Raw genomic sequence first — 20,054 nt, forward strand, 5'->3', positions numbered from 1 at the left:
CTTGCGTTGGGCTTCGCTACGCTCAGCCCAACCTACCGTACCGACCCTAACCCGTAGGTTGGGTAGAGCGAAGCGAAACCCAACGAGCGGTGTTGATCAAGAATTCCGGAACCAATCCGGAACATTGGCTGAAGTTGCTTATCGGCCAATTCAAAAGCTGTACCCATAACTAGAAATCGAGGGTGCCCGTAACTTCCGGGTAACGGGCCTTGCTACGCCTTTTTGCAGTAAGTGGTCATAAAAATAACAGTGTGGATTAACTGCCGAAGTTGGACTTCTTGCTAATTAATCTGCTTCCACTCGATGTGCCGTGCTTGCACATGTATTAAGGATAATTCCATGTTTCAGAAAAGCTGGCTGGCCAGCGGCGTCGCTGCCGCAGGCCTGATGGGGATGCTCGTGCCGTTCTCCGCCCAGGCGGACTTCGTGAAGGATCGGCAAATCAGCCTTGGCCTGCGAAACTTCTATATCGACCGTGACTTCAAACAGAACGATGCGCCAAAGTCGCGTATCGGTAGTTGGACCCAGGGTTTCGATTTTCGCGCTATTTCCGGATATACCGAGGGTACTGTCCAGTTCGGTCTGGATGTATCCGGACAATATGCCTATCGCCTCGATGGCGGTGGCGGCCGTGGCCCGGACACCATCATTCCCTACGACGACAGCAGGGGTGAGCAGGTCCGCGATTACGGTCGTGCCGCGCTGACCGGCAAGATGCGCTACTCCAAGACCGAGCTGAAGGTGGGCGAGCACCGCCCGATGCTACCGGTGGCCTTCTATGACGATTCCCGGCAACTGGTCACCACCTTCCACGGCTTCATGCTGGAGTCCCGCGAGGTGGACAAGCTGACCCTCACCGGCGGCCGCTTCACCGAGATCAGCAGTCGCGAATCGTCCAACCGCGAGAAGATGTACCTGTTCAACGGACCGGACATCAAACGCCGCAGCGATGGCCTGAACTTCGGCGGCGCCACCTACGCGTTCAGCCCGGCCTTCACCGCCAGCTACTTCTATGGCCAGCTGGAAGACATCTACCAGCAGCACTACCTGGGGGCGACCCACATCGCCGACCTCGGCAACGGCTTCGGCCTGAAGACCGACCTGCGCTACTTCGACAACAGCGAAGACGGCAAGGCGCTCTATGGCGAGATCGACAACCGCTCCTACGGCGCCATGACCACCCTGCGCAAGGGCCCCCACGCCATCGGCGTCGGCTACCAGCGCATGCTCGGCGAAAGCGCCTTCCCGACGCTCAACGGCTATGCGCCGCAGCCCTACCTGGTGAACTGGTCCACCGTCGGCTTCGTCAAGCCCAACGAGAGCTCCTGGCAACTGCGCTACGACCTGGACTTCGCCGCCTACGGCGTGCCCGGCCTCAAGCTGATGACCCGCTACCTGCGCGGCACCGGCATCGACCGTGGCAACAACGCCCTGGACGACAACGTCGAGAGCGAGCGCAACCTCTACCTCAGCTACGTGGTGCAGAGCGGCGCGTTCAAGGGTGTCGGCTTCGAGTGGCGCAACATCGACGTCAAAACCCGCTACGGCAACGGCGGCGCCTCGGGGCCGGACTACCAGGAGAACCGCCTGATCACCACCTACACCTTCAAGTTCTGATCCACGAGCCACCCAGGGCCGGCCACGCCGGCCCTGTCCTCGACCCTGACCACGAGATAGCGATGCGACTCTACGAACTCATCACCTTCACCCTGCGGGTACGCACCCCGGCCGCCGCCCTGGCGCGCCTTGAGGGCACCCTGGCCGAAGCGGCGCCGGGCTGCACCCTGGTTGGCTGCTGGGCGTCGGAGATCGGCCCGCTGAACCAGATCGCGGTGCTGCGCGGCTTCAGCGACGAGCAGGCGCGACAGACCGAGCGCGAGCGCTTCCTGCTGGCGCGGGACGCCTTCGGCATCGAAGAATTCATGCTCGACATGAAGGTGGAGAACTACACGCTCTTCCCCTTCTTGGAACCCCTGGCGCCGGGCGCACACGGGCCTTTCTACGAACTGCGCGAGTACAACCTGATCCCTTCGGGCCTGACCCCCACCCTGGAAGGCTGGAAGAAGGCCGTGGGCCCGCGCACCGGGGAAGGTTATTCACAGGTCTACGCCGCCTTCTACGCCACCGACGGGCGTACCCCGCGCTACCTGCACATCTGGCCCTACCGGAGCCTGGAACAACGCCTGGACGTGCGCACGCGAGCCGTCGAGGACGGCGTCTGGCCCCCGGAAAACTCCGGCCCGCAGCTGCGTGAAATGCATTCCACCGCCTACCTGCCGGCGAAGTTCTCGCCGCTGCGCTAGGCCGGTAACCCTTTGGTCTTTTCCTCGGCCCGTGCCACTCCTTTGCGGGCCTTTTTTATTGCGACATCGCGGCGGCATTTCACCGTAGGGGCGAATTCATTCGCCAAGCCGTTCGTAGGATGGGTTGAGCGAAGCGATACCCATGCGGGCCACGGTTGATGGGTATCGCAAGCTCAACCCATCCTACAAGAGCAGATTGCTACAGCCGCCCCCGCGACAACTCCTCGATCAGCGCCAGGCAATGGGTCAGCGCCGGGGAAGCGTCACCGGTGCGGCGGCTGATGATGATGGGCGAGGTGGCCTGGGCCTCCTGCAGCTTGGCGTAGCCGATGTCGGCGCGGTGCAGCACCTGCACCGAGGCCGGCACCAGGGTGATGCCGATGCCGGCGGCCACCAGGCCGATGGCGGTCTGCAGTTCGTTGGTCCACTGCGCCACCTCGATCTGCAGGCCATAGGCGGCGAACAGCGCCAGCACGTGGTCGGCATAGCTCGGCCGGGGGTTGCCCGGGTAGAGCACGAAGCTCTCCTGGGCAAGGTCGGTGAGGCTCACCGGGCCCGGCAGCAGGGGATGCCCGGCGGGCAGGGCGGCCACCAGCGGGTCGAGGGTCAGCACCTGCTGCTGGATCGCCGGGTCGTTGATGTGGATGCGGCCGAAGCCGACGTCGATGCGTCCGGCCTTGAGGGACTCCACCTGTTGCAGGGTGGTCATTTCCGACAGGCCCAGCTCCAGGCCGGCGTCGCTGCGCAGGCGGCGTATCAGATCGGGCAGTACGCCGTAGAGGGTGGAGGGGGCGAAGCCGATGCCGAGCCAGGCTTTTTCCCCCGAACCAATACGCCGGGTATTGTCACAAACCTTGGTCAGCTGCTCGAGGAGGGTGCTGGAATGTTCGTGGAAAAAGCGTCCGGCTTCGGTAAGCCGCAGCGGTCGGCCACGTTCCAGCAGGGCCACCCCGAGTTCGTCCTCGAGCTGCTGGATCTGCCGGCTCAACGGGGGCTGCGCGATGTGCAGGCGTTCCGCGGCGCGGGTGAAATTGAGGGTCTCGGCGAGCGCCTGGAAGTAGCGCAGGTGGCGAAGCTCCATGGTGACTCCGGGGTGGTGGTGTTCGGGGTTCATCGATACCTTGCGGGTATCGTGCTAGACAAACTCTATATTGGACCCCACGGTTTGTCGCGGCCACTATCCGATACCAGAACAAGCAAACCTGATGGGTATTGAAGTGAGCCAAGTCCTGATCGAAAGCGTCGAGACGATCATCGTCGACCTGCCGACCATCCGCCCGCACAAGCTGGCCATGCACACCATGCAGCACCAGACGCTGGTGGTGATCCGCCTGCGCTGCTCCGATGGCATCGAAGGTCTCGGCGAGTCCACCACCATCGGTGGCCTGGCCTACGGCAACGAGAGCCCGGAAAGCATCAAGCAGAACATCGACAGCCACCTGGCTCCGCTGCTGATCGGCCAGGACGCCGCCAATATCAACGCCGCCATGCTGCGCCTGGACAAGGCCGCCAAGGGCAACACCTTCGCCAAGTCCGGCCTGGAAAGCGCCCTGCTCGACGCCCAGGGCAAGCGCCTTGGCCTGCCGGTCAGCGAGCTGCTCGGCGGCCGCGTCCGTGACGGCCTGGAAGTGGCCTGGACCCTGGCCAGCGGCGACACCGCCAAGGACATCGCCGAAGCCCAGCACATGCTGGAAATCCGCCGCCACCGCATCTTCAAGCTGAAGATCGGCGCCGGTGAAGTGGACCGCGACCTCAAGCACGTGATCGCCATCAAGCAGGCCCTGGGCGACACCGCCAGCGTGCGCGTGGACGTCAACCAGGCCTGGGACGAATCCGTTGCCCTGCGCGCCTGCCGCATCCTCGGCGACAACGGCATCGACCTGATCGAGCAGCCCATCTCGCGCATCAACCGTTCCGGCCAGGTACGCCTGAACCAGCGCAGCCCGGCGCCGATCATGGCCGACGAATCCATCGAAAGCGTCGAAGATGCCTTCAGCCTGGCCGCCGACGGCGCCGCCAGCATCTTCGCCCTGAAAATCGCCAAGAACGGCGGCCCGCGTGCCGTGCTGCGCACCGCGCAGATCGCCGAGGCGGCCGGTATCGCCCTTTACGGCGGTACCATGCTGGAAGGTTCCATCGGCACCCTGGCCTCGGCCCACGCCTTCGTGACCCTCAAGCAACTGACCTGGCACACCGAGCTGTTCGGCCCGCTGCTGCTGACCGAGGAAATCGTCACCGAAGCGCCGGTCTACCGCGACTTCCAGCTGCACGTGCCGCGTACCCCGGGCCTTGGCCTGGCCCTGGACGAAGAGCGCCTGGCGTTCTTCCGCCGCAAGTAAACAGGAGATCGATCCCATGCTGTTCCACGTGAAGATGACCGTAAGACTTCCGGTCGACATGGACCCGGCCAAAGCCGCCAAGCTCAAGGCCGACGAGAAGGAACTGGCCCAGCGCCTGCAGCGCGAGGGCAAGTGGCGCCACCTGTGGCGCATCGCCGGTCACTACGCCAACTACAGCGTGTTCGACCTCGAAAGCGTCGAGGCACTGCACGACACCCTGATGCAGCTGCCGCTGTTCCCCTACATGGAGATCGAGGTGGACGGTCTGTGCCGCCACCCGTCGTCGATTCACGAAGACGATCGTTGATCGTTTCGCAACCGATAAAAACAAGATGAGGAAATAGCCATGACTATCAAACTGTCCAGCACCGAAAGCGTTCAAAAGTTCTTCCAGGAAGCCAGCGGCTTCAACAACGACCAGGGCAGCCAGCGCATGAAGAAGCTGGTCAACCGCATCCTGCTCGACACCGTGAAGATCATCGAAGACCTGGAAGTCACCACCGAAGAATTCTGGAAGGCGGTCGATTACCTCAACCGCATGGGTGCCCGTGGCGAAGCCGGCCTGCTGGTAGCGGGCCTGGGCCTGGAGCACTACCTCGACCTGCTGCTGGATGCCCAGGACGAGGCGGTCGGCCTGTCCGGCGGCACCCCACGCACCATCGAAGGCCCGCTGTACGTGGCCGGCGCCCCGCTGTCCGAAGGCGAGACCCGCATGGACGACGGCACTGACGCCGGCACCGTGATGTTCCTTGAAGGCCAGGTGGTCGATGCAGACGGCAAGCCGATCGCCGGCGCTACCGTCGACCTGTGGCACGCCAACACCAAGGGCACCTACTCCTACTTCGACACCACCCAGTCGGACTACAACCTGCGCCGCCGCATCCTCACCGATGCCAACGGCCGCTACCGCGCCCGCAGCATCGTGCCGTCCGGCTACGGCTGCCCGCCGGATGGCACCACCCAGGAAGTGCTGAATCTGCTCGGTCGCCACGGCAACCGTCCGGCCCACATCCACTTCTTCATCTCCGCGCCGGGCTACCGTCACCTGACCACCCAGATCAACCTGTCGGGCGACGAGTACCTGTGGGACGACTTCGCCTACGCCACCCGCGATGGCCTGGTCGGTGAAGTGCGCTTCACCGAAGACGCCGCCGCCGCCAAGGCCCGTGGTGTGGACGGCAGCCGCTTCGCCGAGATCGAGTTCGGTTTCCAGCTGCAGAAGGCCCCGACCGCCGAGCAGGAAGCCATTCGCGACCGCGTACGCGCAGAAGCCTGAGTTGTGATTGTGGCGGGGGAGGCTGGTTCTCCCGCCATTTGAGCCGGCCGTTTGGCCGGCTTTTTTATGGGCGGGGTATGGGGGAGGACACTCCTGTAGGGGCGAATTCATTCGCCAAGGGCAACGCAGTTGCCCCTGAGGTTTCCCCGGGCAGACCTTCGGCCTGCTTGGCGAATGAATTCGCCCCCACAAGTAGCCTGCCAGCGTTGCCCCAACTCCCCGGATAGCCATCCCCGACTATCCGGATTTCCCCGCGCCACCCTTTGCCGCCTAATCCACGGACGACCAACCGGAGGTGCCCATGACCCGTCCCAACGAACCGGCCGAACTGGCCGCCTACTACGACGTCCAGTACAACGCCCGCGAGAGCGTCGAGGACTTCGACCAGTACCCGCGGCAGTACCGCGCGCTGAGCGATGACGCCCATGCCCGGCTGCGCTGCATCAAGGACGTGGCCTACGGGCCGGGCGCGGGCGAGCGCCTGGATATCTTCCCCGCCGAGCGACCCGACGCGCCGGTGCTGCTGTTCATCCATGGCGGCTACTGGCGGGCGCTGTCCAAGGCCGACTCGGCCTTCATGGCGCCGGCGCTGACCGCTGCCGGTGCCTGCGTGGTTGTGCTGGACTACGACCTGGCCCCGGCGGTGACCCTCGACCATATCGTCGACCAGACCCGCCGCGCGCTGGCCTGGCTGCATCGGCACATCGCCGAGTTCGGCGGCGATCCGCAGCGCCTCTACGCCAGCGGCAGCTCGGCGGGCGGCCACCTGACCGGCATGCTGCTGGCCGGCGGCTGGCACGCCGACTACGGGGTGCCCGACAACGTGCTGCGCGGGGCATTGCCCATCAGCGGCCTGTTCGACCTGCGCCCGCTGCTGGAGACCCATATCAACGGCTGGATGGGCATGGACGACGCGGCGGCCCGGCGCAACAGCCCGAGCTTCCAGCTGCCGACCCGGGGCGCGGAACTGGTGATCAGCTATGGCGCGCTGGAGACGGCGGAGTTCGCCCGCCAGTCCCACGAGTTCCTCGAGGCCTGGACCGCCCGTGGGCTGCCAGGTCGCTTCGTCGCGGCGCCGGGCAGGAACCACTTCGACGTGGTGCTGGAGCTGGGGCAGCCGGGGACGCCGCTGTACCAGGCGATGATCGAGTTGATGGGGTTGAACCTGTAGGGGCGAATTCATTCGCCAAGGGCAGCGGAGCTGCCCCTGCGGACTCCTCGGGCAGACCTGCGGTCTGCTTGGCGAATGAATTCGCCCCTACGGGAAAACCCGCCCCCAGGGCCGCACTTCACCCCAGCAGTTGACGCAGGCTTCCCGCCAGCCGCTGCTTCTCGTCGAGGCGCTGCATGATCCGCTGGACGATCTCGTAGCGGGCGGTGGCCACGAATTTCATCTGGGCCAGGGCCTCGAGGGCGACGTCGGATTTTTCCAGGCCGGTGCGGGTGGAGCCGTCCACCTGGCCGAGGCCGCTGCGGGCGTCGCTGGAGGCCTGTTGCAGGCCGCCGACTATCTGGCGGATCTGCTCGCTGGCTTCGTTGGCGCGGCGGGCGAGGTTGCGCACCTCGTCCGCGACCACCGCGAAACCGCGCCCCTGCTCACCGGCGCGAGCCGCTTCGATGGCGGCGTTCAAGGCCAGCAGGTTGGTCTGCTTGGCGATCTCCTGGATGCTCCCGACTATCGAACCGATGCGTTGCGACTGTTCGCTGAGGTCGTTGAACACCTCGGTGATATGGCCCATGTAGCTGGCCAGTTCGCTGATGGTGGCGCGCGAGTCCTGGATGCTGTGGGTCGACAGCTGCAGGCATTCCCCGGCGCGGCGCGCCAGGTTGTTGGCCTGCTGCATCTCGGCCTCGCTCTCGGCGATGGAGCGGCTGAGCAGTTCCAGGTGCTGGAACAGCTGCTCGAAGGGGACGGCCGGAGCGGGCGCCACGGTCTTTTCCACAGCGGCCTGGATAACCGCTGGCGGTGCCAGAGCCGGCACTTCGACCACTACTTCTATCGTCCGTGGCGGCGCGCAGTGGAAAAGCCAACCCGCGCCCAGGTTGCAGGCCAGCCCCAGGCCAAGCAGCCAGGGGCTGGCCAGTACGAAGGCGATCAGACAAACAAGGCCGCCACTGCCAAGCAGCAGGGCGGCCAGGGTTTTGCGGGACATGGAACGACTCCTTGTTGGTGGCCAGGACGTTTGTGGGGGCGATTTCAATCGCCAAGGGCAGCGAAGCTGCCCCGGGGTTTCGAAGGGCAGACCTGCGGCCTGCTTGGCGAATGAATTCGCCCCTACAGGTAGAGCAGGCCGTGCCCAGGATGGGCAATGGCCCTCGGCCTTAGAACAGCGCCAGGGTGTAGTTGAGGATCAGGCGGTTCTCGTCGATGTCGGTGCGGTAGTTGGAGCGCGCGGTGACGTTGCGCACGCGGATGCCCAGGCCCTTGAGCGAGCCGCTCTGGATCACGTAGCCGATGTCCAGGTCGCGTTCCCAGTCCTTGCCTTCGAAACCCTTGCCGGTGTCGACGTTGTCACCGGTGATGTAGCGCACGGTGGTGGTCAGGCCGGGGATGCCGAGGGCGGCGAAGTCGTAGTCGTGGCGTACCTGCCAGGAGCGCTGGTCGGCCGAGGCGAACTCGTAGGTGGGCACCTCGTTGCCCAGTGGGCTGATGTTGGCGAACACGCGGGGGAAGCCCTGGTCGCCGAACATGGCCTGGTAACCGACGAAGAAGGTGTTGCCGCCGCGCTTGGCCGACAGCAGCGAGTAGAAGGCCTGGTTGTCGATCGAGCCGATCAGCGCCTTGCCGTCCTCGTTGGAATCGTAGAAGCCGAGGTTGGCGCCCAGCACCCAGTCGCCTACCGGCTCGGCGTGCTTGAGGCCGAGGTGGCGCTGGTCGTAGATGTCTTCCAGCTGGCCGTACCAGGCGCTCAGGGTGGTGCGGTTGGCGTTGAAGGCGTAGTCGCCGCCGGCGTAGTTGAAGGCGTCGCCGGAGGCCTGGCGCTGGGGCTGGTAGCCGACGATGGCCTGGATATCGCTGCGGCCGGACTCGTTGCGCAGGCTGGTGGTGTTCAGGTGGCCGCCCTGCAGGGTCAGGCCGGCGATCTCGCCGGAGGTGACGCTGACGCCCTGGTAGCTGGGCGGCAGCAGGCGGTTGTCGCTGAACACCAGCACCGGCACGTTGGGTTGCAGTTCGCCGACCTTCAGTTCGGTCTTGGAGTAGCGCATCTTCCCGGCCACCCCCAGGCGGCTGTAGTCGTCGGCGGCGCGGCCGTCCTCCTGCACCGGCAGCAGGCCGGTGTTGCTGCGGTCGGGGCTGCTGTCGAGCTTGATGCCGAGGGTGCCGATGGCGTCGATACCGAAGCCCAGCGGGCCCTGGGTGTAGCCGGACTTGAAGTTGAGGATGAAGCCCTGGGCCCATTCCTCGGCCTTGGACTGCTGGTTGGGCCCGACTATGTCGGAGAAGTCGCGGCTGAAGTAGTAGTTGCGCAGTTGCAGGGTGGCGGTGGAATCCTCGATGAAGCCGGACTCGGCGGCCTGGACGCAAAGGGGGAGGGCGCTCAGTAGGAGGGGTAACGCACGGGACTTGTAGATCATCGCAAGGCTCTTCTTCTTCTGGTTTTCAAGGCGCAGCCATTCGCCGCCGGCCCGCGAGGGGCCGAGGGTGATAGCTGCGTCGGGGTGTCCGGCTCGTCGTGACCCGAGCCGGGGATTCAGGCGCCGGTCAGACGCCGAGGTAGCGGTGCGACAGCTCCGGTGTCGCCGCCAACTGTTCCGGCGTGCCCTGCCAGACCTGTCGGCCCTTCTCGATGATGTGGTGGCGATCGACCACCCGCGCCATCTCCTTGAGGTTCTTGTCGATCACCAGGATGGTCTCGCCCTCGGCCTTGAGGGTGGCCAGGCAGTTCCAGATGGTCTCGCGGATCACCGGGGCCAGGCCCTCGGTGGCTTCGTCGAGGATCAGCAGCTGCGGGTTGGTCATCAGCGCGCGGGCCACCACCAGCATCTGCTGCTCGCCGCCGGAGAGGGTCCTGGACAGTTGCTCCTGGCGCTCTTCCAGGCGCGGGAAGAGCTTGTAGATGCGCGCCAGGTCCCACTTGCCGCCACGGGTCGCGGTGGCCAGGAGGTTTTCCTTCACGCTCAGGCTGCCGAAGGCGCGACGACCTTCCGGCACCAGGCCGAGGCCGGCCTGGGCGATGCGGAAGGGCAGGGCGCCGCGCATCTCCTTGCCGTGGATGCGGATGCTGCCCGCGCTGGGCTTGAGCAGGCCCATGATGGATTTCACTGTGGTGGTCTTGCCCATGCCGTTGCGGCCGATCAGCGAGACCACCTCGCCCTGTTCGATCTTCAGGTGCATGTCGAACAGCACCTGGCTCAGGCCGTAGCCGGCCTGCAATCCACTGACTTCAAGCATGTTCTTCCCCCAGGTAGGCCGCGCGGACCTGTGCGTTGCTGCGGACTTCGTCGACGCTGCCGGTGAGGATGGTCTGGCCGTAGACCAGGACGGTGATGCGGTCGGCCAGGGCGAACACGGCGTCCATGTCGTGCTCCACCAGCAGGATGGCGTAGCGGCCCTTGAGCGACATCAGCAGCTCGGTCATGCGCGCGGACTCCTCCGCGCCCATGCCGGCCATGGGCTCGTCCAGCAGCAGCACCGAGGCTTCCTGGGCCAGCGCCAGGGCCAGCTCCAGTTGCCGGCGTTCGCCGTGGGACAGCTCGCTCACCAGGTGCTCGGCGCGCGGGCCGAGGCCGACCTGGTCGAGGTACTGGCGGGCCGGGTCGAGCAGGCGGCGGTCCCGGCCGAGCGGACTCCACATGCCGAAGGTGCGGCCTTCGCGGGCGGCGATGGCGACGGCGACGTTCTCCAGCAGGCTGAAGTCGGGGTAGAGCTGGCTGACCTGGAACGAGCGGGCCAGGCCCAGGCGCGGCCGCTCATGGGCCGGCACCGCGGTGATGTCCTGGCCGGCGAAGAGAATCTGCCCCTTGTCCGGGCGGATCTCCCCGGCGATCTGCGAGATCAGCGTCGACTTGCCCGCCCCGTTGGGGCCGATGATGGCGTGCAGCTCGCCGGCCGCCAGTTCCAGGTTGGCGCCGTTGGTGGCCTTCACCGCGCCGAAGGCTTTCTCCAGGTTGCGGATGGACAGTTGCGCGCTCATGGGTGCACCTCCTGGGCGGTGGCGACCGGGGCCGGTTTGCTCGCCGGCTTGCGGGGTTTGCGGCGGGCCATGAGCAAGCCGTACACGCCCTGGCGGCCGAACAGCACCACCAGCAACAGCAAGGGGCCGAAGATCAGCAGCCAGTGTTCGGTCCACAGGCTCAGCAGTTGCTCCAGGCCGAGGTAGACGGCGGCGCCCAGTACCGGGCCGAGCAGGGTGCCGACACCGCCGAGGATGACCATGGCCATCAGCTCGCCGGATTTCTGCCAGGCGCCCATGTCGGGGCTGACGAACAGCGCGTAGTTGGCCCAGAGCACTCCGGCCAGGCCCGCGCCGAGGCCGGCGATGACGAAGGTGGTGAGGCGGTAGCGCAGCGGCTTGAGGCCGAGGCTGATGGTGCGTCGCTCGCTCTGCTTGAGGCCGCGCAGGACGAAGCCGAAGCGCGAGCCCACCAGGCGCCGGCAGAACAGCAGCCAGGCCACCAGCAGGGCGACGCAGAGGTAATAGAACTGGTTGGCGTTGTTCAGGTCGAGGCCGGGCAGGCTGTTGCGCTCGTTCATCAGGATGCCGTCGTCGCCGCCGTAGAGGGACAGCGAGCCGAGGATGAAATAGAGCATCTGGCTGAAGGCCAGGGTGATCATGATGAACTGCACGCCGCTGGTGCGCAGCGACAGGTAGCCCATCACCAGGCCCAGCAGGGCGCAGCAGAGCAGGGCCAGCGGCCAGACCACCAGCGCGCTGTTGCTGCCCTCCCAGCCCCACAGCGGCAGCATCTGCGAGCTGTGGAAGGCGATGATGCCGACCACGTAGCCGCCCAGGCCGAAGAACGCGGCGTGGCCGAAGCTGACCAGGGCGCCATAGCCGATCAGCAGGTCGAGGCTGGCGGCGGCCATGCCGTAGATCGCCAGGCGGGTGAACAGGCTGACCAGGAAGGGTTCGTCGAGCAGCGCGGCCAGTAGCGGCATCAGCGCGAAGGTGGCCAGGCAGGCCAGGTCGATGATGATTCGACGGGACATGGGATTCTCCTCAGGCACGCGCCGGCAACAGGCCGCGCGGACGCACCAGCAGCACCAGGGCCATGACGATGTAGGCGCTGGCCGACAACAGCCCGGCGCTCAGGGTGCCGCTGACTTCGGCCGGCAGCAGTTGGTCCAGCAGCGGCGGGACATAGGCGCGGCCCAGGCTGTCGACCATGCCGATCAGCAGGGCGCCGACCAGGGCGCCGCGCACCGAGCCGACGCCGCCGACCACGATGACCACGAAGGTGGTGATCAGCACCTTCTCGCCCATGCCGATCTCCACCGAGAGCAGCGGCGCGGCCATGAAGCCGGCCAGGCCGCAGAGCACGCAGCCGAAGACGAACACCAGGGTGTAGAGGCGCGAGATGTTGACCCCCAACGCACCGACCATTTCGTGGTCGTCGGCGCCGGCGCGGATCAGCATCCCCAGGCGGGTGTGGTTGATCAGCAGCCACATCCCCAGGGCCACCAGCAGGCCGACGGCGATGAACAGCAGGCGGCTGACCGGGTACATCAGGCCGGGCAGGACCTCGACGAAGGCGTTGTACCAGTCGGGCGTCGGCATGGCCGGCGGGCTGCGGCCGAACAGCAGGGTGATGAGTTCGTTGGTGAAGAACACCACCGCCAGGGTCGCCAGCACCTGGTCCAGGTGGTCGCGGTTGTAGAGGCGGCGGATGATCCCGGTTTCGATCACCAGGCCGTAGAACGCGGAGCCGGCCAGGGCGGCCAGGCCACCCAGCCAGAAGGAACCGGTGGCGACGGCGGTGTAGGCGGCGCTGAAGGCGCCGACCATGTAGAAGGCGCCGTGGGCGAGGTTGATGACACCCATGATGCCGAAGATCAGCGTCAGGCCGGAGGCGAGCAGGAACAGCAGGGCGCTGTACTGCAGGCCGTTGAGAAGTTGTTCGAGCAACAGCATGGCAAGGGTCCTACGCGAAGCCTGCCGCCGGGGCCGGCGGCAGGCGGGGGGACGTCAGCGACGGGTCAAAGCGGGCACTTGGCGGCGTAGCTGTCCACCTGGGCCTTGGCGATGGTCTTCACCGGCACTTCGGTGAGCTTGCCGTCGGCGCCGGGCTGGACCTTGAGCAGGTGCCAGTCGATGACCGCGTGCTGGTTGCTGCCGAAGCGGAAGTCGCCGCGCACCGAGTCGAAGCGCGCTTCACGCAGGGCGTTGCGCAGGGCGTCGGGGTTCTTCAGGTCGCCGTTGGTGGCCTTGAGCGCCGAGCCGATCAGCCGCGCGGTGTCGTAGCCCTGGGCGGCGTACATGGTCGGGGCGCGGTTGTACTTCTCGGTGAAGGCCTTGACGAAGGCCTGGTTGGCCGGGTTGTCGGACTGCGGGTTCCAGCCGCTGACCACGTTCACACCCTCAGCCACATTGCCGGTGGCGGCGAGCATGCGTTCGTCCATGGAGAACACCGGGACCACCATCGGGATCGTCTTGGACAGGCCCGCGCCGCCGTACTGCTTGGCGAAGTTGATGCCGGCCCCGCCTGGGTGGAACTGGAACACCGCGTCGGGGTTCAGCGAGCGGATGCGCGCCAGCTCCACGGAGAAGTCCAGCTGGTTGAGCTTGGTGTAGATCTCGGTGACCTCACCCTTGAAGGTGCGCTTGAAGCCCGCCAGGGCGTCGCGGCCGGCCTGGTAGTTGGGCGCCAGGATGACCATCTTCTTGTAGCCCAGGTCGTTGGCGGCGACGCCGGCCATCTCGTGGGGGACATCGTTCTGGTAGGAGGCGGCGAAGTAGTTCTGCTTGCACTGCTCGCCGGCCAGGTTGGACGGCGCGGCGTTGGTGCTGATGTAGAAGCTGTCGCCCTGGGTGGCGCCGTTGACCACGGCGGCCAGCACGTTGGAGAACATCACGCCGGTGTACAGCGAGATGCCGTCCAGGCTCATGCGGTCGATGATCTGCTTGCCCTTGGCCGGCTGCAGGCCGTCGTCCTCCACCACCAGCTCCACCGGCACGCCGCCGAGCTTGCCGCCTTCCTGGTCCATGGCCAGGCGGAAGGCATCGCGGGCGTCTTCGCCCAGGTAGCCGGCGGGAGTGGAGAGGGTAGTGATGAAGCCGATGCGCACAGGGTCCTGTGCCAGGGCGGGGAGGGAAGAGGCCAGTGCGGCCCCGAGCATCGCAAGGTTAAGGGTCTGTTTCATGGTTACCGCCTTGGTTGCGCAGTGCCGCGTGACTCGGCCTGCTGATTGTTGTTTGGGCAGTTGGTGCAGCTGGGTTTCTAGTTATGTGTGGTTTGTAGGATGGGTTGAGCGCAGCGATACCCATCGATGGGGGGTGATGGGTATCGCTTCGCTCGCGGAACGCCGCCCGACCCATCCTACGAAGAGGGTCGAGTGGGCCTTCAGGTGTTGCTCTCGGTGAACTTCTCGAAATACAGGTGGCCGTTGTCGAGGGCGTTTTCCGTGAGCCAGGTCTTCACCGACTCGACCATCGGCGGCGGGCCGCAGAGGTACATGTCGAAGGGCGTTTCGCGCAGGGCGGCGGCGTCGAAGTGCTCGGGCACGTAGCCGCGCTTGCCGCCCCAGTCCTGGCCTTCGTCGCTGATCACCGGGGTGAAGCTGAAGCCCGGGATGCGTTCGGCGTAGTCCTGGATGCGTTCCAGCTCGCAGAGGTCGGCCACCTGGCGCACGCCGTAGTACAGGTGCACCGGCTGGCCGCAGCCGCCGCCCTCGGCGATCTCGTCGAGCATGCCGAGGAAGGCCGACAGGCCGGTGCCACCGGCCACCAGCAGCAGGGGCTTCTCGATGTGGCGCATGTAGAAGGCGCCCAGCGGGGCTTCGAAGCGGATCTCGTCACCCACCTTGCAGCGCTCGCGGATGTAGTTGCTCATCACCCCGTCGGGCAACAGGCGGATGAGGAACTGCAGCTGGTTCTCGGCATTCGGCCGGTTGGCGAAGGAGTAGGAGCGCCGGGAGTCGGTGCCCGGCACCTGCAGGCGGGCGTACTGGCCCGGCAGGAAGTCCAGCTTCTGGCCATCGACGCCGGCATCCAGGTGGAGGATGGCGGTGGTCGGCGAGACCTGCTCGACGCGGGTGACGATGCCGCGCTCCTGCACCGTCTTCGACCCGCCGCAGAGGGCGGAGTCGAAGTCGAAGTAGAAGGAGGCGTCGGACTGCACGCGGGTCTGGCAGGTGAGCATCTTGCGCTGTTCCAGGTCCTTGGCCGACAAGGCCTCCTCGTCCACGTAGTCCATTGCGTAACGGCCGGACTCGCAGCGGCCCATGCAGGTACCGCAGACGCCCTCGCGGCAGTCCAGCGGGATATTGATGCCGTTGCGCAGGGCGGCGTCGAGAAGGATCTCGTTGCCCTGCACGGGGAAGAACAGGGTTTTGCCATCGGCAAAACTGAAGGCGACCTTGTGGTTCATGGCGCGTACATCCGCAGATCAGAGGTGGTAGAAATCGAGCACCGAGTTGATGGTGTCGTTGAGCAGCACCATGTGCTTGCGGGTGATCTTCCAGCTCTCGCCGTCGGGCTTGAGGCGGTAGGTGGCGTGGCCGAAGAAGTGCTCGGCCTGGCCCAGGCGGTAGTACAGGGTCTGCCAGCCGGCCTTCACCTCCAGCTGGCCGTCGTCGCGCTCCTCGATGCGTACGTTGCTGATCTGGTGCAGGGTGCGCGGCATCGGGATGGTCGAGGCGGCCTTACCGGTGCGGATACGGAACACCCGGTCTTCCAGGCCCGAGCGGTTGCTGTAGTAGATCAGCGACATGCCGCGCTTGGGGTCGGTGGTGTACTGGTGCTCCGACTCCCACTGCGGCAGGTGGTATTCGCACTGCTCGTCGAACAGGTCGAGGTAGGCGTCCCAGTCCTGGGCGTCGCACAGGGCGGACTTGCGGTAGAGGAACTGCTCGATCTGGTATTGCAGCTGCGGGTTCATGCCTGCACCTCCTGCAGTTTCAGGGCTTTCTTGTCCAGGCCCTCGAGGAGGAACCGCTGCCAGTTGCCGTGCTGGTTCACGTACAGGCCTTCGTGGGTGAATTCGGCGCCGGTCATCACCGGGGCGATGCCCAGGGTCTGGCTGTTGGACGTGGCGCCGGTGACCCACTTGCCGTAGCCGCGGGAGATGTCGCTCCAGCGCTCCAGGCGGCCCTGGAAGCCGCGCTGCTGCTCGCGGAATTCCACCAGGTCGTCGGGGGTGCCCATGCCGGAAACGTTGAAGAAGTCCTCGAACTGGCGGATGCGGCTTTCGCGGTCGGCGTCGGACTCGCCCTTCACGCCGATGCACTGGCTGATGATCTCGGTCTTGTTCCAGGCCACCGGGCGCACGATGCGCAGCTGGGAGCTGATCTGGTCCATGAAGAACAGGCTGGGGTAGATGTTCAGGTTGCGCAGGCGGTGCATCATCCACTCCGCCTTGCCCTGGCCGAACTCTTCCACCAGGCGCGGCATCACGGTGGCGTAGCCGGGGCGCACGGTGGGGTTGGGCATGTCGCTGAACAGCACGCTGTGGCCGTTGTTGAAGGAGAACCAGCCGTCGTCGGTCTCGGCATCGCCGGCGCCCAGCTTGCTGTAGTCGAGGGTGCCGCTGGCGGCGCCCTTCTCGGCGTTGACCTGCTGGCGGTGCTGCACGGTGGCCACGTAGTTGTAGTGCACGGTGCTGACGTGATAGCCGTCCAGGCCGTTCTCGTTCTGCAGCTTCCAGTTGCCGTCGAAGGTGTAGGTGGACTTGCCGGGCAGCACTTCCAGTTCACCGGTGGGCGACTGGGCGACCATCATGTCGAAGAACACCTTGGCGTCGCCGAGGAAGTCTTCCAGGGAGTCGGTGCCGTTGGGGTCCAGGCTGATGAAGACGAAGCCCTTGTAGCTCTCGATGCGGGCCTTCTTCAGGCCACGGGTGGCCTTGTCGAAGCCTTCGGGGTATTCGCCCGGCGCCTTGACCTTCACCAGGCGGCCGTCGCTCTTGTAGCACCAGGCGTGGAAGGGGCAGGTGAAGGTGGACTGGTTGCCCTTGCCGACGCGGGTGAGGGTGGCGCCACGGTGCTGGCAGGCGTTGATCAGGGCGTGCAGCTGGTTATTGCCGTCGCGGGTGATGATCATCGGCTGGCGGCCGGCGCGCATGGTCATGAAGTCGTTGGCGTTGGCGATCTCGCTTTCATGACAGGCGTAGATCCAGTTCTTCTCGAAGATCAGTTCCATCTCCAGGTCGAACAGTTCCGGCTCGGTGAACATGTCGCGGGCAATGCGATAGACGCCTTCTTCCGGACGGAAGTCCAGGCAACCGCTGACGTACTCCCTCCACTGGGCGATGTTCTTATTCGAAGTATTCATGGGGTGGCACCTTCCACATCGGGCGATTCGTGGAATCCATTAGAAAGAGCGGGGAGATGTCCGGTCTATCCGCATAGTTGGCAAAGCAGCGCCGTAAATTTTGGCCAGTGAACGGCGGGCTGGAAGCTACGGATGGCGAGGGTTCCGGCGGTTTTTCAAGGCGCGGAAAAAGTGGATAGAGGTCGCTGAAAAAGCGGCTGGCGCGCTGCATTGCGAGCGGGGTTGAATCGCTGCTCCCACCGGGCCGGGAGCCCGGGGTAACGCTTTGCGCGCGCCCGGCGAGCGGCGGTAACGCTTCCTTGGGTCGCTATCACGGGAGGTGGGCGGGCGCTATCCGAAAAATTGGCCAAGGCTATCCGCTTGTTTGGCTGGGGCCGGCTTCGGTGCGGTAGACGCCCCGGGCGGGTAACAACCTTGGGGCCCGCTGGCGATCAGCCTGCTGCGCGGGCATGCGCCGGGCCGTTTGCGACAGCCTTCCCCGGCCATGCGCCAGGTTGTGGCGACCGGGCCCCGGAATGGAGCGCAAGCCGCGCCACTGCTGGCCTGCGCCGTCCGTCCGGCGGGGCTCCTATCCGAAAAGTTGGGCAATGCTATCCTCCTGTTTCGAATCGCGATGGAGCGCCTGGGCGTGGCATGGACCTTGCCTCTTTCAGCCTGACGCGCCGCAAGAGCGCGCATGTCCTTTTGCCGTGCTGGGTGCCGCGTGATGAGTACGAAGAACAATCCGCATTTCCGTGACCTTTCCGCCGATCGCTACGATCTGGCCGGGGCTCGATCCTGGATGTCCAACATCTGCGGCCCGCACCACCTCAAGGCGTCCAGGCCCGAACGGATCCAGTTCCACCACAGCGGCAACGTGCTGCCGTCCATGTCCACCACCCTGGGCTATGTCGAGTACGGCACCGACGTCACCATCGGTGTCGGCGACGAGATGAACCTCAACTGCTACAGCCTGAGCCTGCCGCTCGCCGGCGAGCAGGAGCTGGCCAAGTCCGGCAGCCTGCTGCGCTCGGACCGCGACCGTGGGGTGATCGTCTCGCCCTTTGAGGAGCAGGAACTGACCATTGGCGGCGACTGCCACAAGCTGCAGGTGGCCATCCCTCGGGCCGCGATGCAGCAGATCCTGGAGGAGATGCTGCAGCGCCAGGTGGGCACGCCGCTGTGCTTCCACGCCGAGATGGATGCGGTGGAGGGCGCCACCGCTTCCTGGTGGCGCATGGCACGGCACCTGATCGACGAACTGGAGCGCAGCCGCGACCTCTACGGCCAGCTGTTCTTCACCCGTGACCTGGAGAGCGCGCTGATCAAGGGGCTGATCCTCGCCCAGCCGAACAACTACTCCGACGAGCTCCGGGGGCGCCTGGAGGTCAAGCTGCCCCACTACCTGGTGCGCGCCCGCGACTTCATCCAGGCCAACGCCCGCGAGGAGCTGTGCCTGGAAGATATCGAGCGGGCGGCGGGCGTCTCGCGCTTCAAGCTGTTCGAAGGCTTCAAGAAGTACTTCGGCCACTCACCGATGGCCTACCTGAAGAAGTTCCGCCTGACTGCCGTACGCCAGGAGATCCTGGAAGACCGCAGTGCGCGGAATATCTCGGTGATCGCCATGGGCTGGGGCTTCACCCACCTTGGGCGCTTCGCCAGCGAATACCGCAAGCTCTTCGATGAAACCCCGAGCATGACCATCCAGCGGCTGGAAGCACGGCGCGGGCGCATGCTCTGAGGCCGGACCGCTTGTCGAGATTCCTCCGGGCGCCTGTCGAATGCGTCCGGCCTGGGTCGACCATTGGGGGAGAGTGACTTTCCCAGGTCCGGTTCAGGAGGATGCGACATGAGTATCGACAAACACCCCGTGGTCTCCCGCGAACAATGGCTACAGGCCCGCGAGGAACTGCTGCGCAAGGAAAAGGCCTTCACCCGCGAGCGCGACCGCCTCAGCGCCGAGCGCCGGGCATTGCCCTGGGTACGCATCGATCAGGTCTACGCCTTCGAGGGGCCGGCGGGGTGGGAAACCCTGGCGGACCTCTTCGATGGGCGCAGCACGCTGGTCGTCTACCACTTCATGTTCGGCCCCGGCTGGCAGGAGGGCTGCCCCGGCTGCTCCTTCCTCGCCGACCATATCGACGGCGCCAACCAGCACCTCAAGCACCATGACGTGACCCTGCTCTGCGTGTCGCGGGCACCGCTGGCGGAGTTCCAGGCGTTTCGCAAGCGCATGGGCTGGAAGTTCAAGTGGGTGTCGTCCCAGGGCGGCAGCTTCAACCAGGACTTCGGCGTGGCGGCCAGGCCCGAGGACATCGCCGCCGGCACCGCGCGCTACAACTACGGCACCAGCAAGGACCCGGGCGAGGACATGCCCGGCCTCAGCGTGTTCCATCGCAACGGGGCGGGGGAGATCTTCCACACCTATTCCACCTATGCCCGTGGCCTGGACATGCTGGTGGGTGCCTACAACTTCCTCGACCTGCTGCCCAAGGGCCGGGACGAGCAGGAGATCATGGACTGGATGACCTACCACGATCGTTACGAGGACGAGCCGGCCAAGGTCCATAGTTGCTGTGCGGAGTGATGCCGACCAACCGGTGCGCACAGGTGCCTTGTGGGGGCGAATTCATTCGCCAAGGGCAACGCAGTTGCCCCTGATGTTTCCCAGGGCAGGCCAGCGGCCTGCATGGCGAATGAATTCGCCCCTACGAAAAGCAGGTGCGCA

19 protein-coding genes are annotated in these 20,054 nt (G+C 65.7%); 8 read left to right on the plus strand and 11 right to left on the minus strand.

Annotated elements, in window-relative coordinates:
* Positions 1-339: 339 nt before the first annotated feature.
* Together PCA10_RS07340 and PCA10_RS07345 are read left to right on the plus strand one after the other, a co-directional pair.
* Positions 340-1,617: an OprD family porin gene (locus PCA10_RS07340; RefSeq protein ID WP_016491415.1), complete on the plus strand. Its 1,278-nt coding sequence runs from the start codon at positions 340-342 to the stop codon at positions 1,615-1,617.
* Between the two features lie 62 nt (positions 1,618-1,679).
* Positions 1,680-2,303: an NIPSNAP family protein gene (locus PCA10_RS07345; RefSeq protein WP_016491416.1), complete on the plus strand. Its 624-nt coding sequence runs from the start codon at positions 1,680-1,682 to the stop codon at positions 2,301-2,303.
* A gap of 199 nt (positions 2,304-2,502) precedes the next feature.
* Here PCA10_RS07345 and PCA10_RS07350 read toward each other — a convergent pair whose 3' ends face one another.
* Positions 2,503-3,384: a LysR family transcriptional regulator gene (locus PCA10_RS07350; protein ID WP_041770162.1), complete on the minus strand. Its 882-nt coding sequence runs from the start codon at positions 3,382-3,384 to the stop codon at positions 2,503-2,505.
* Positions 3,385-3,520: 136 nt separating this feature from the next.
* Between PCA10_RS07350 and PCA10_RS07355 the strand changes: the two genes are divergently transcribed.
* The 4 genes from PCA10_RS07355 to PCA10_RS07370 all read left to right on the plus strand — a co-directional run bounded on the left by PCA10_RS07355 (position 3,521) and on the right by PCA10_RS07370 (position 7,089).
* Positions 3,521-4,642 (plus strand): muconate cycloisomerase family protein, encoded by a 1,122-nt coding sequence (locus PCA10_RS07355; protein WP_041770562.1) that lies wholly within the window; start codon positions 3,521-3,523, stop codon positions 4,640-4,642.
* Between the two features lie 16 nt (positions 4,643-4,658).
* Positions 4,659-4,949: a muconolactone Delta-isomerase gene (gene catC, locus PCA10_RS07360; protein WP_016491420.1), complete on the plus strand. Its 291-nt coding sequence runs from the start codon at positions 4,659-4,661 to the stop codon at positions 4,947-4,949.
* A gap of 39 nt (positions 4,950-4,988) precedes the next feature.
* Positions 4,989-5,918 carry a catechol 1,2-dioxygenase gene (catA, locus tag PCA10_RS07365; RefSeq protein ID WP_016491421.1) on the plus strand — a complete coding sequence of 310 codons (930 nt, stop codon included), beginning with the start codon at positions 4,989-4,991 and terminating at the stop codon, positions 5,916-5,918.
* 301 nt (positions 5,919-6,219) lie between these two features.
* A complete protein-coding gene (locus PCA10_RS07370) occupies positions 6,220-7,089 on the plus strand; it encodes an alpha/beta hydrolase (RefSeq protein ID WP_016491422.1) in 870 nt (289 codons plus the stop codon).
* Between the two features lie 118 nt (positions 7,090-7,207).
* Here PCA10_RS07370 and PCA10_RS31095 read toward each other — a convergent pair whose 3' ends face one another.
* From PCA10_RS31095 to antA, 10 genes are all read right to left on the minus strand, one after another.
* Positions 7,208-8,071: a methyl-accepting chemotaxis protein gene (locus PCA10_RS31095; protein ID WP_016491423.1), complete on the minus strand. Its 864-nt coding sequence runs from the start codon at positions 8,069-8,071 to the stop codon at positions 7,208-7,210.
* A gap of 169 nt (positions 8,072-8,240) precedes the next feature.
* Positions 8,241-9,494, minus strand: a complete 1,254-nt coding sequence (locus PCA10_RS07380; protein WP_016491424.1) for an OprD family porin — start codon at positions 9,492-9,494, stop codon at positions 8,241-8,243.
* 127 nt (positions 9,495-9,621) lie between these two features.
* Positions 9,622-10,311 carry an ABC transporter ATP-binding protein gene (locus PCA10_RS07385; RefSeq protein ID WP_016491425.1) on the minus strand — a complete coding sequence of 230 codons (690 nt, stop codon included), beginning with the start codon at positions 10,309-10,311 and terminating at the stop codon, positions 9,622-9,624.
* Entirely contained in the window at positions 10,304-11,053 is a 750-nt protein-coding gene (locus PCA10_RS07390) for an ABC transporter ATP-binding protein (protein ID WP_016491426.1), read from the minus strand. Before PCA10_RS07390 ends, PCA10_RS07385 begins: the two co-directional genes overlap by 8 nt.
* Positions 11,050-12,069 (minus strand): branched-chain amino acid ABC transporter permease, encoded by a 1,020-nt coding sequence (locus tag PCA10_RS07395; RefSeq protein WP_016491427.1) that lies wholly within the window; start codon positions 12,067-12,069, stop codon positions 11,050-11,052. Before PCA10_RS07395 ends, PCA10_RS07390 begins: the two co-directional genes overlap by 4 nt.
* 10 nt (positions 12,070-12,079) lie before the next feature.
* Positions 12,080-12,991 carry a branched-chain amino acid ABC transporter permease gene (locus tag PCA10_RS07400; RefSeq protein WP_016491428.1) on the minus strand — a complete coding sequence of 304 codons (912 nt, stop codon included), beginning with the start codon at positions 12,989-12,991 and terminating at the stop codon, positions 12,080-12,082.
* Between the two features lie 65 nt (positions 12,992-13,056).
* A complete protein-coding gene (locus PCA10_RS07405) occupies positions 13,057-14,220 on the minus strand; it encodes an ABC transporter substrate-binding protein (protein WP_016491429.1) in 1,164 nt (387 codons plus the stop codon).
* Positions 14,221-14,420: 200 nt separating this feature from the next.
* Complete coding sequence (antC, locus tag PCA10_RS07410) at positions 14,421-15,446, minus strand: anthranilate 1,2-dioxygenase electron transfer component AntC (RefSeq protein ID WP_016491430.1); 1,026 nt, start codon at positions 15,444-15,446, stop codon at positions 14,421-14,423.
* An 18-nt stretch (positions 15,447-15,464) separates the two neighbouring features.
* Entirely contained in the window at positions 15,465-15,956 is a 492-nt protein-coding gene (gene antB, locus PCA10_RS07415) for an anthranilate 1,2-dioxygenase small subunit (protein WP_016491431.1), read from the minus strand.
* Complete coding sequence (gene antA / locus PCA10_RS07420) at positions 15,953-17,347, minus strand: anthranilate 1,2-dioxygenase large subunit (protein ID WP_016491432.1); 1,395 nt, start codon at positions 17,345-17,347, stop codon at positions 15,953-15,955. Before antA ends, antB begins: the two co-directional genes overlap by 4 nt.
* Positions 17,348-18,053: 706 nt before the next feature.
* Here antA and PCA10_RS07425 point away from each other — a divergent pair.
* Together PCA10_RS07425 and PCA10_RS07430 are read left to right on the plus strand one after the other, a co-directional pair.
* On the plus strand, positions 18,054-19,067 hold the full coding sequence (locus PCA10_RS07425) for an AraC family transcriptional regulator (protein ID WP_041770564.1): 1,014 nt from the start codon (positions 18,054-18,056) through the stop codon (positions 19,065-19,067).
* Positions 19,068-19,175: 108 nt separating this feature from the next.
* A complete protein-coding gene (locus PCA10_RS07430) occupies positions 19,176-19,913 on the plus strand; it encodes a DUF899 domain-containing protein (protein WP_016491434.1) in 738 nt (245 codons plus the stop codon).
* The last annotated feature ends 141 nt before the right edge of the window (positions 19,914-20,054 follow it).

Origin of the sequence: Pseudomonas resinovorans NBRC 106553, assembly GCF_000412695.1 — a bacterium.
Lineage (GTDB): Bacteria > Pseudomonadota > Gammaproteobacteria > Pseudomonadales > Pseudomonadaceae > Metapseudomonas > Metapseudomonas resinovorans_A.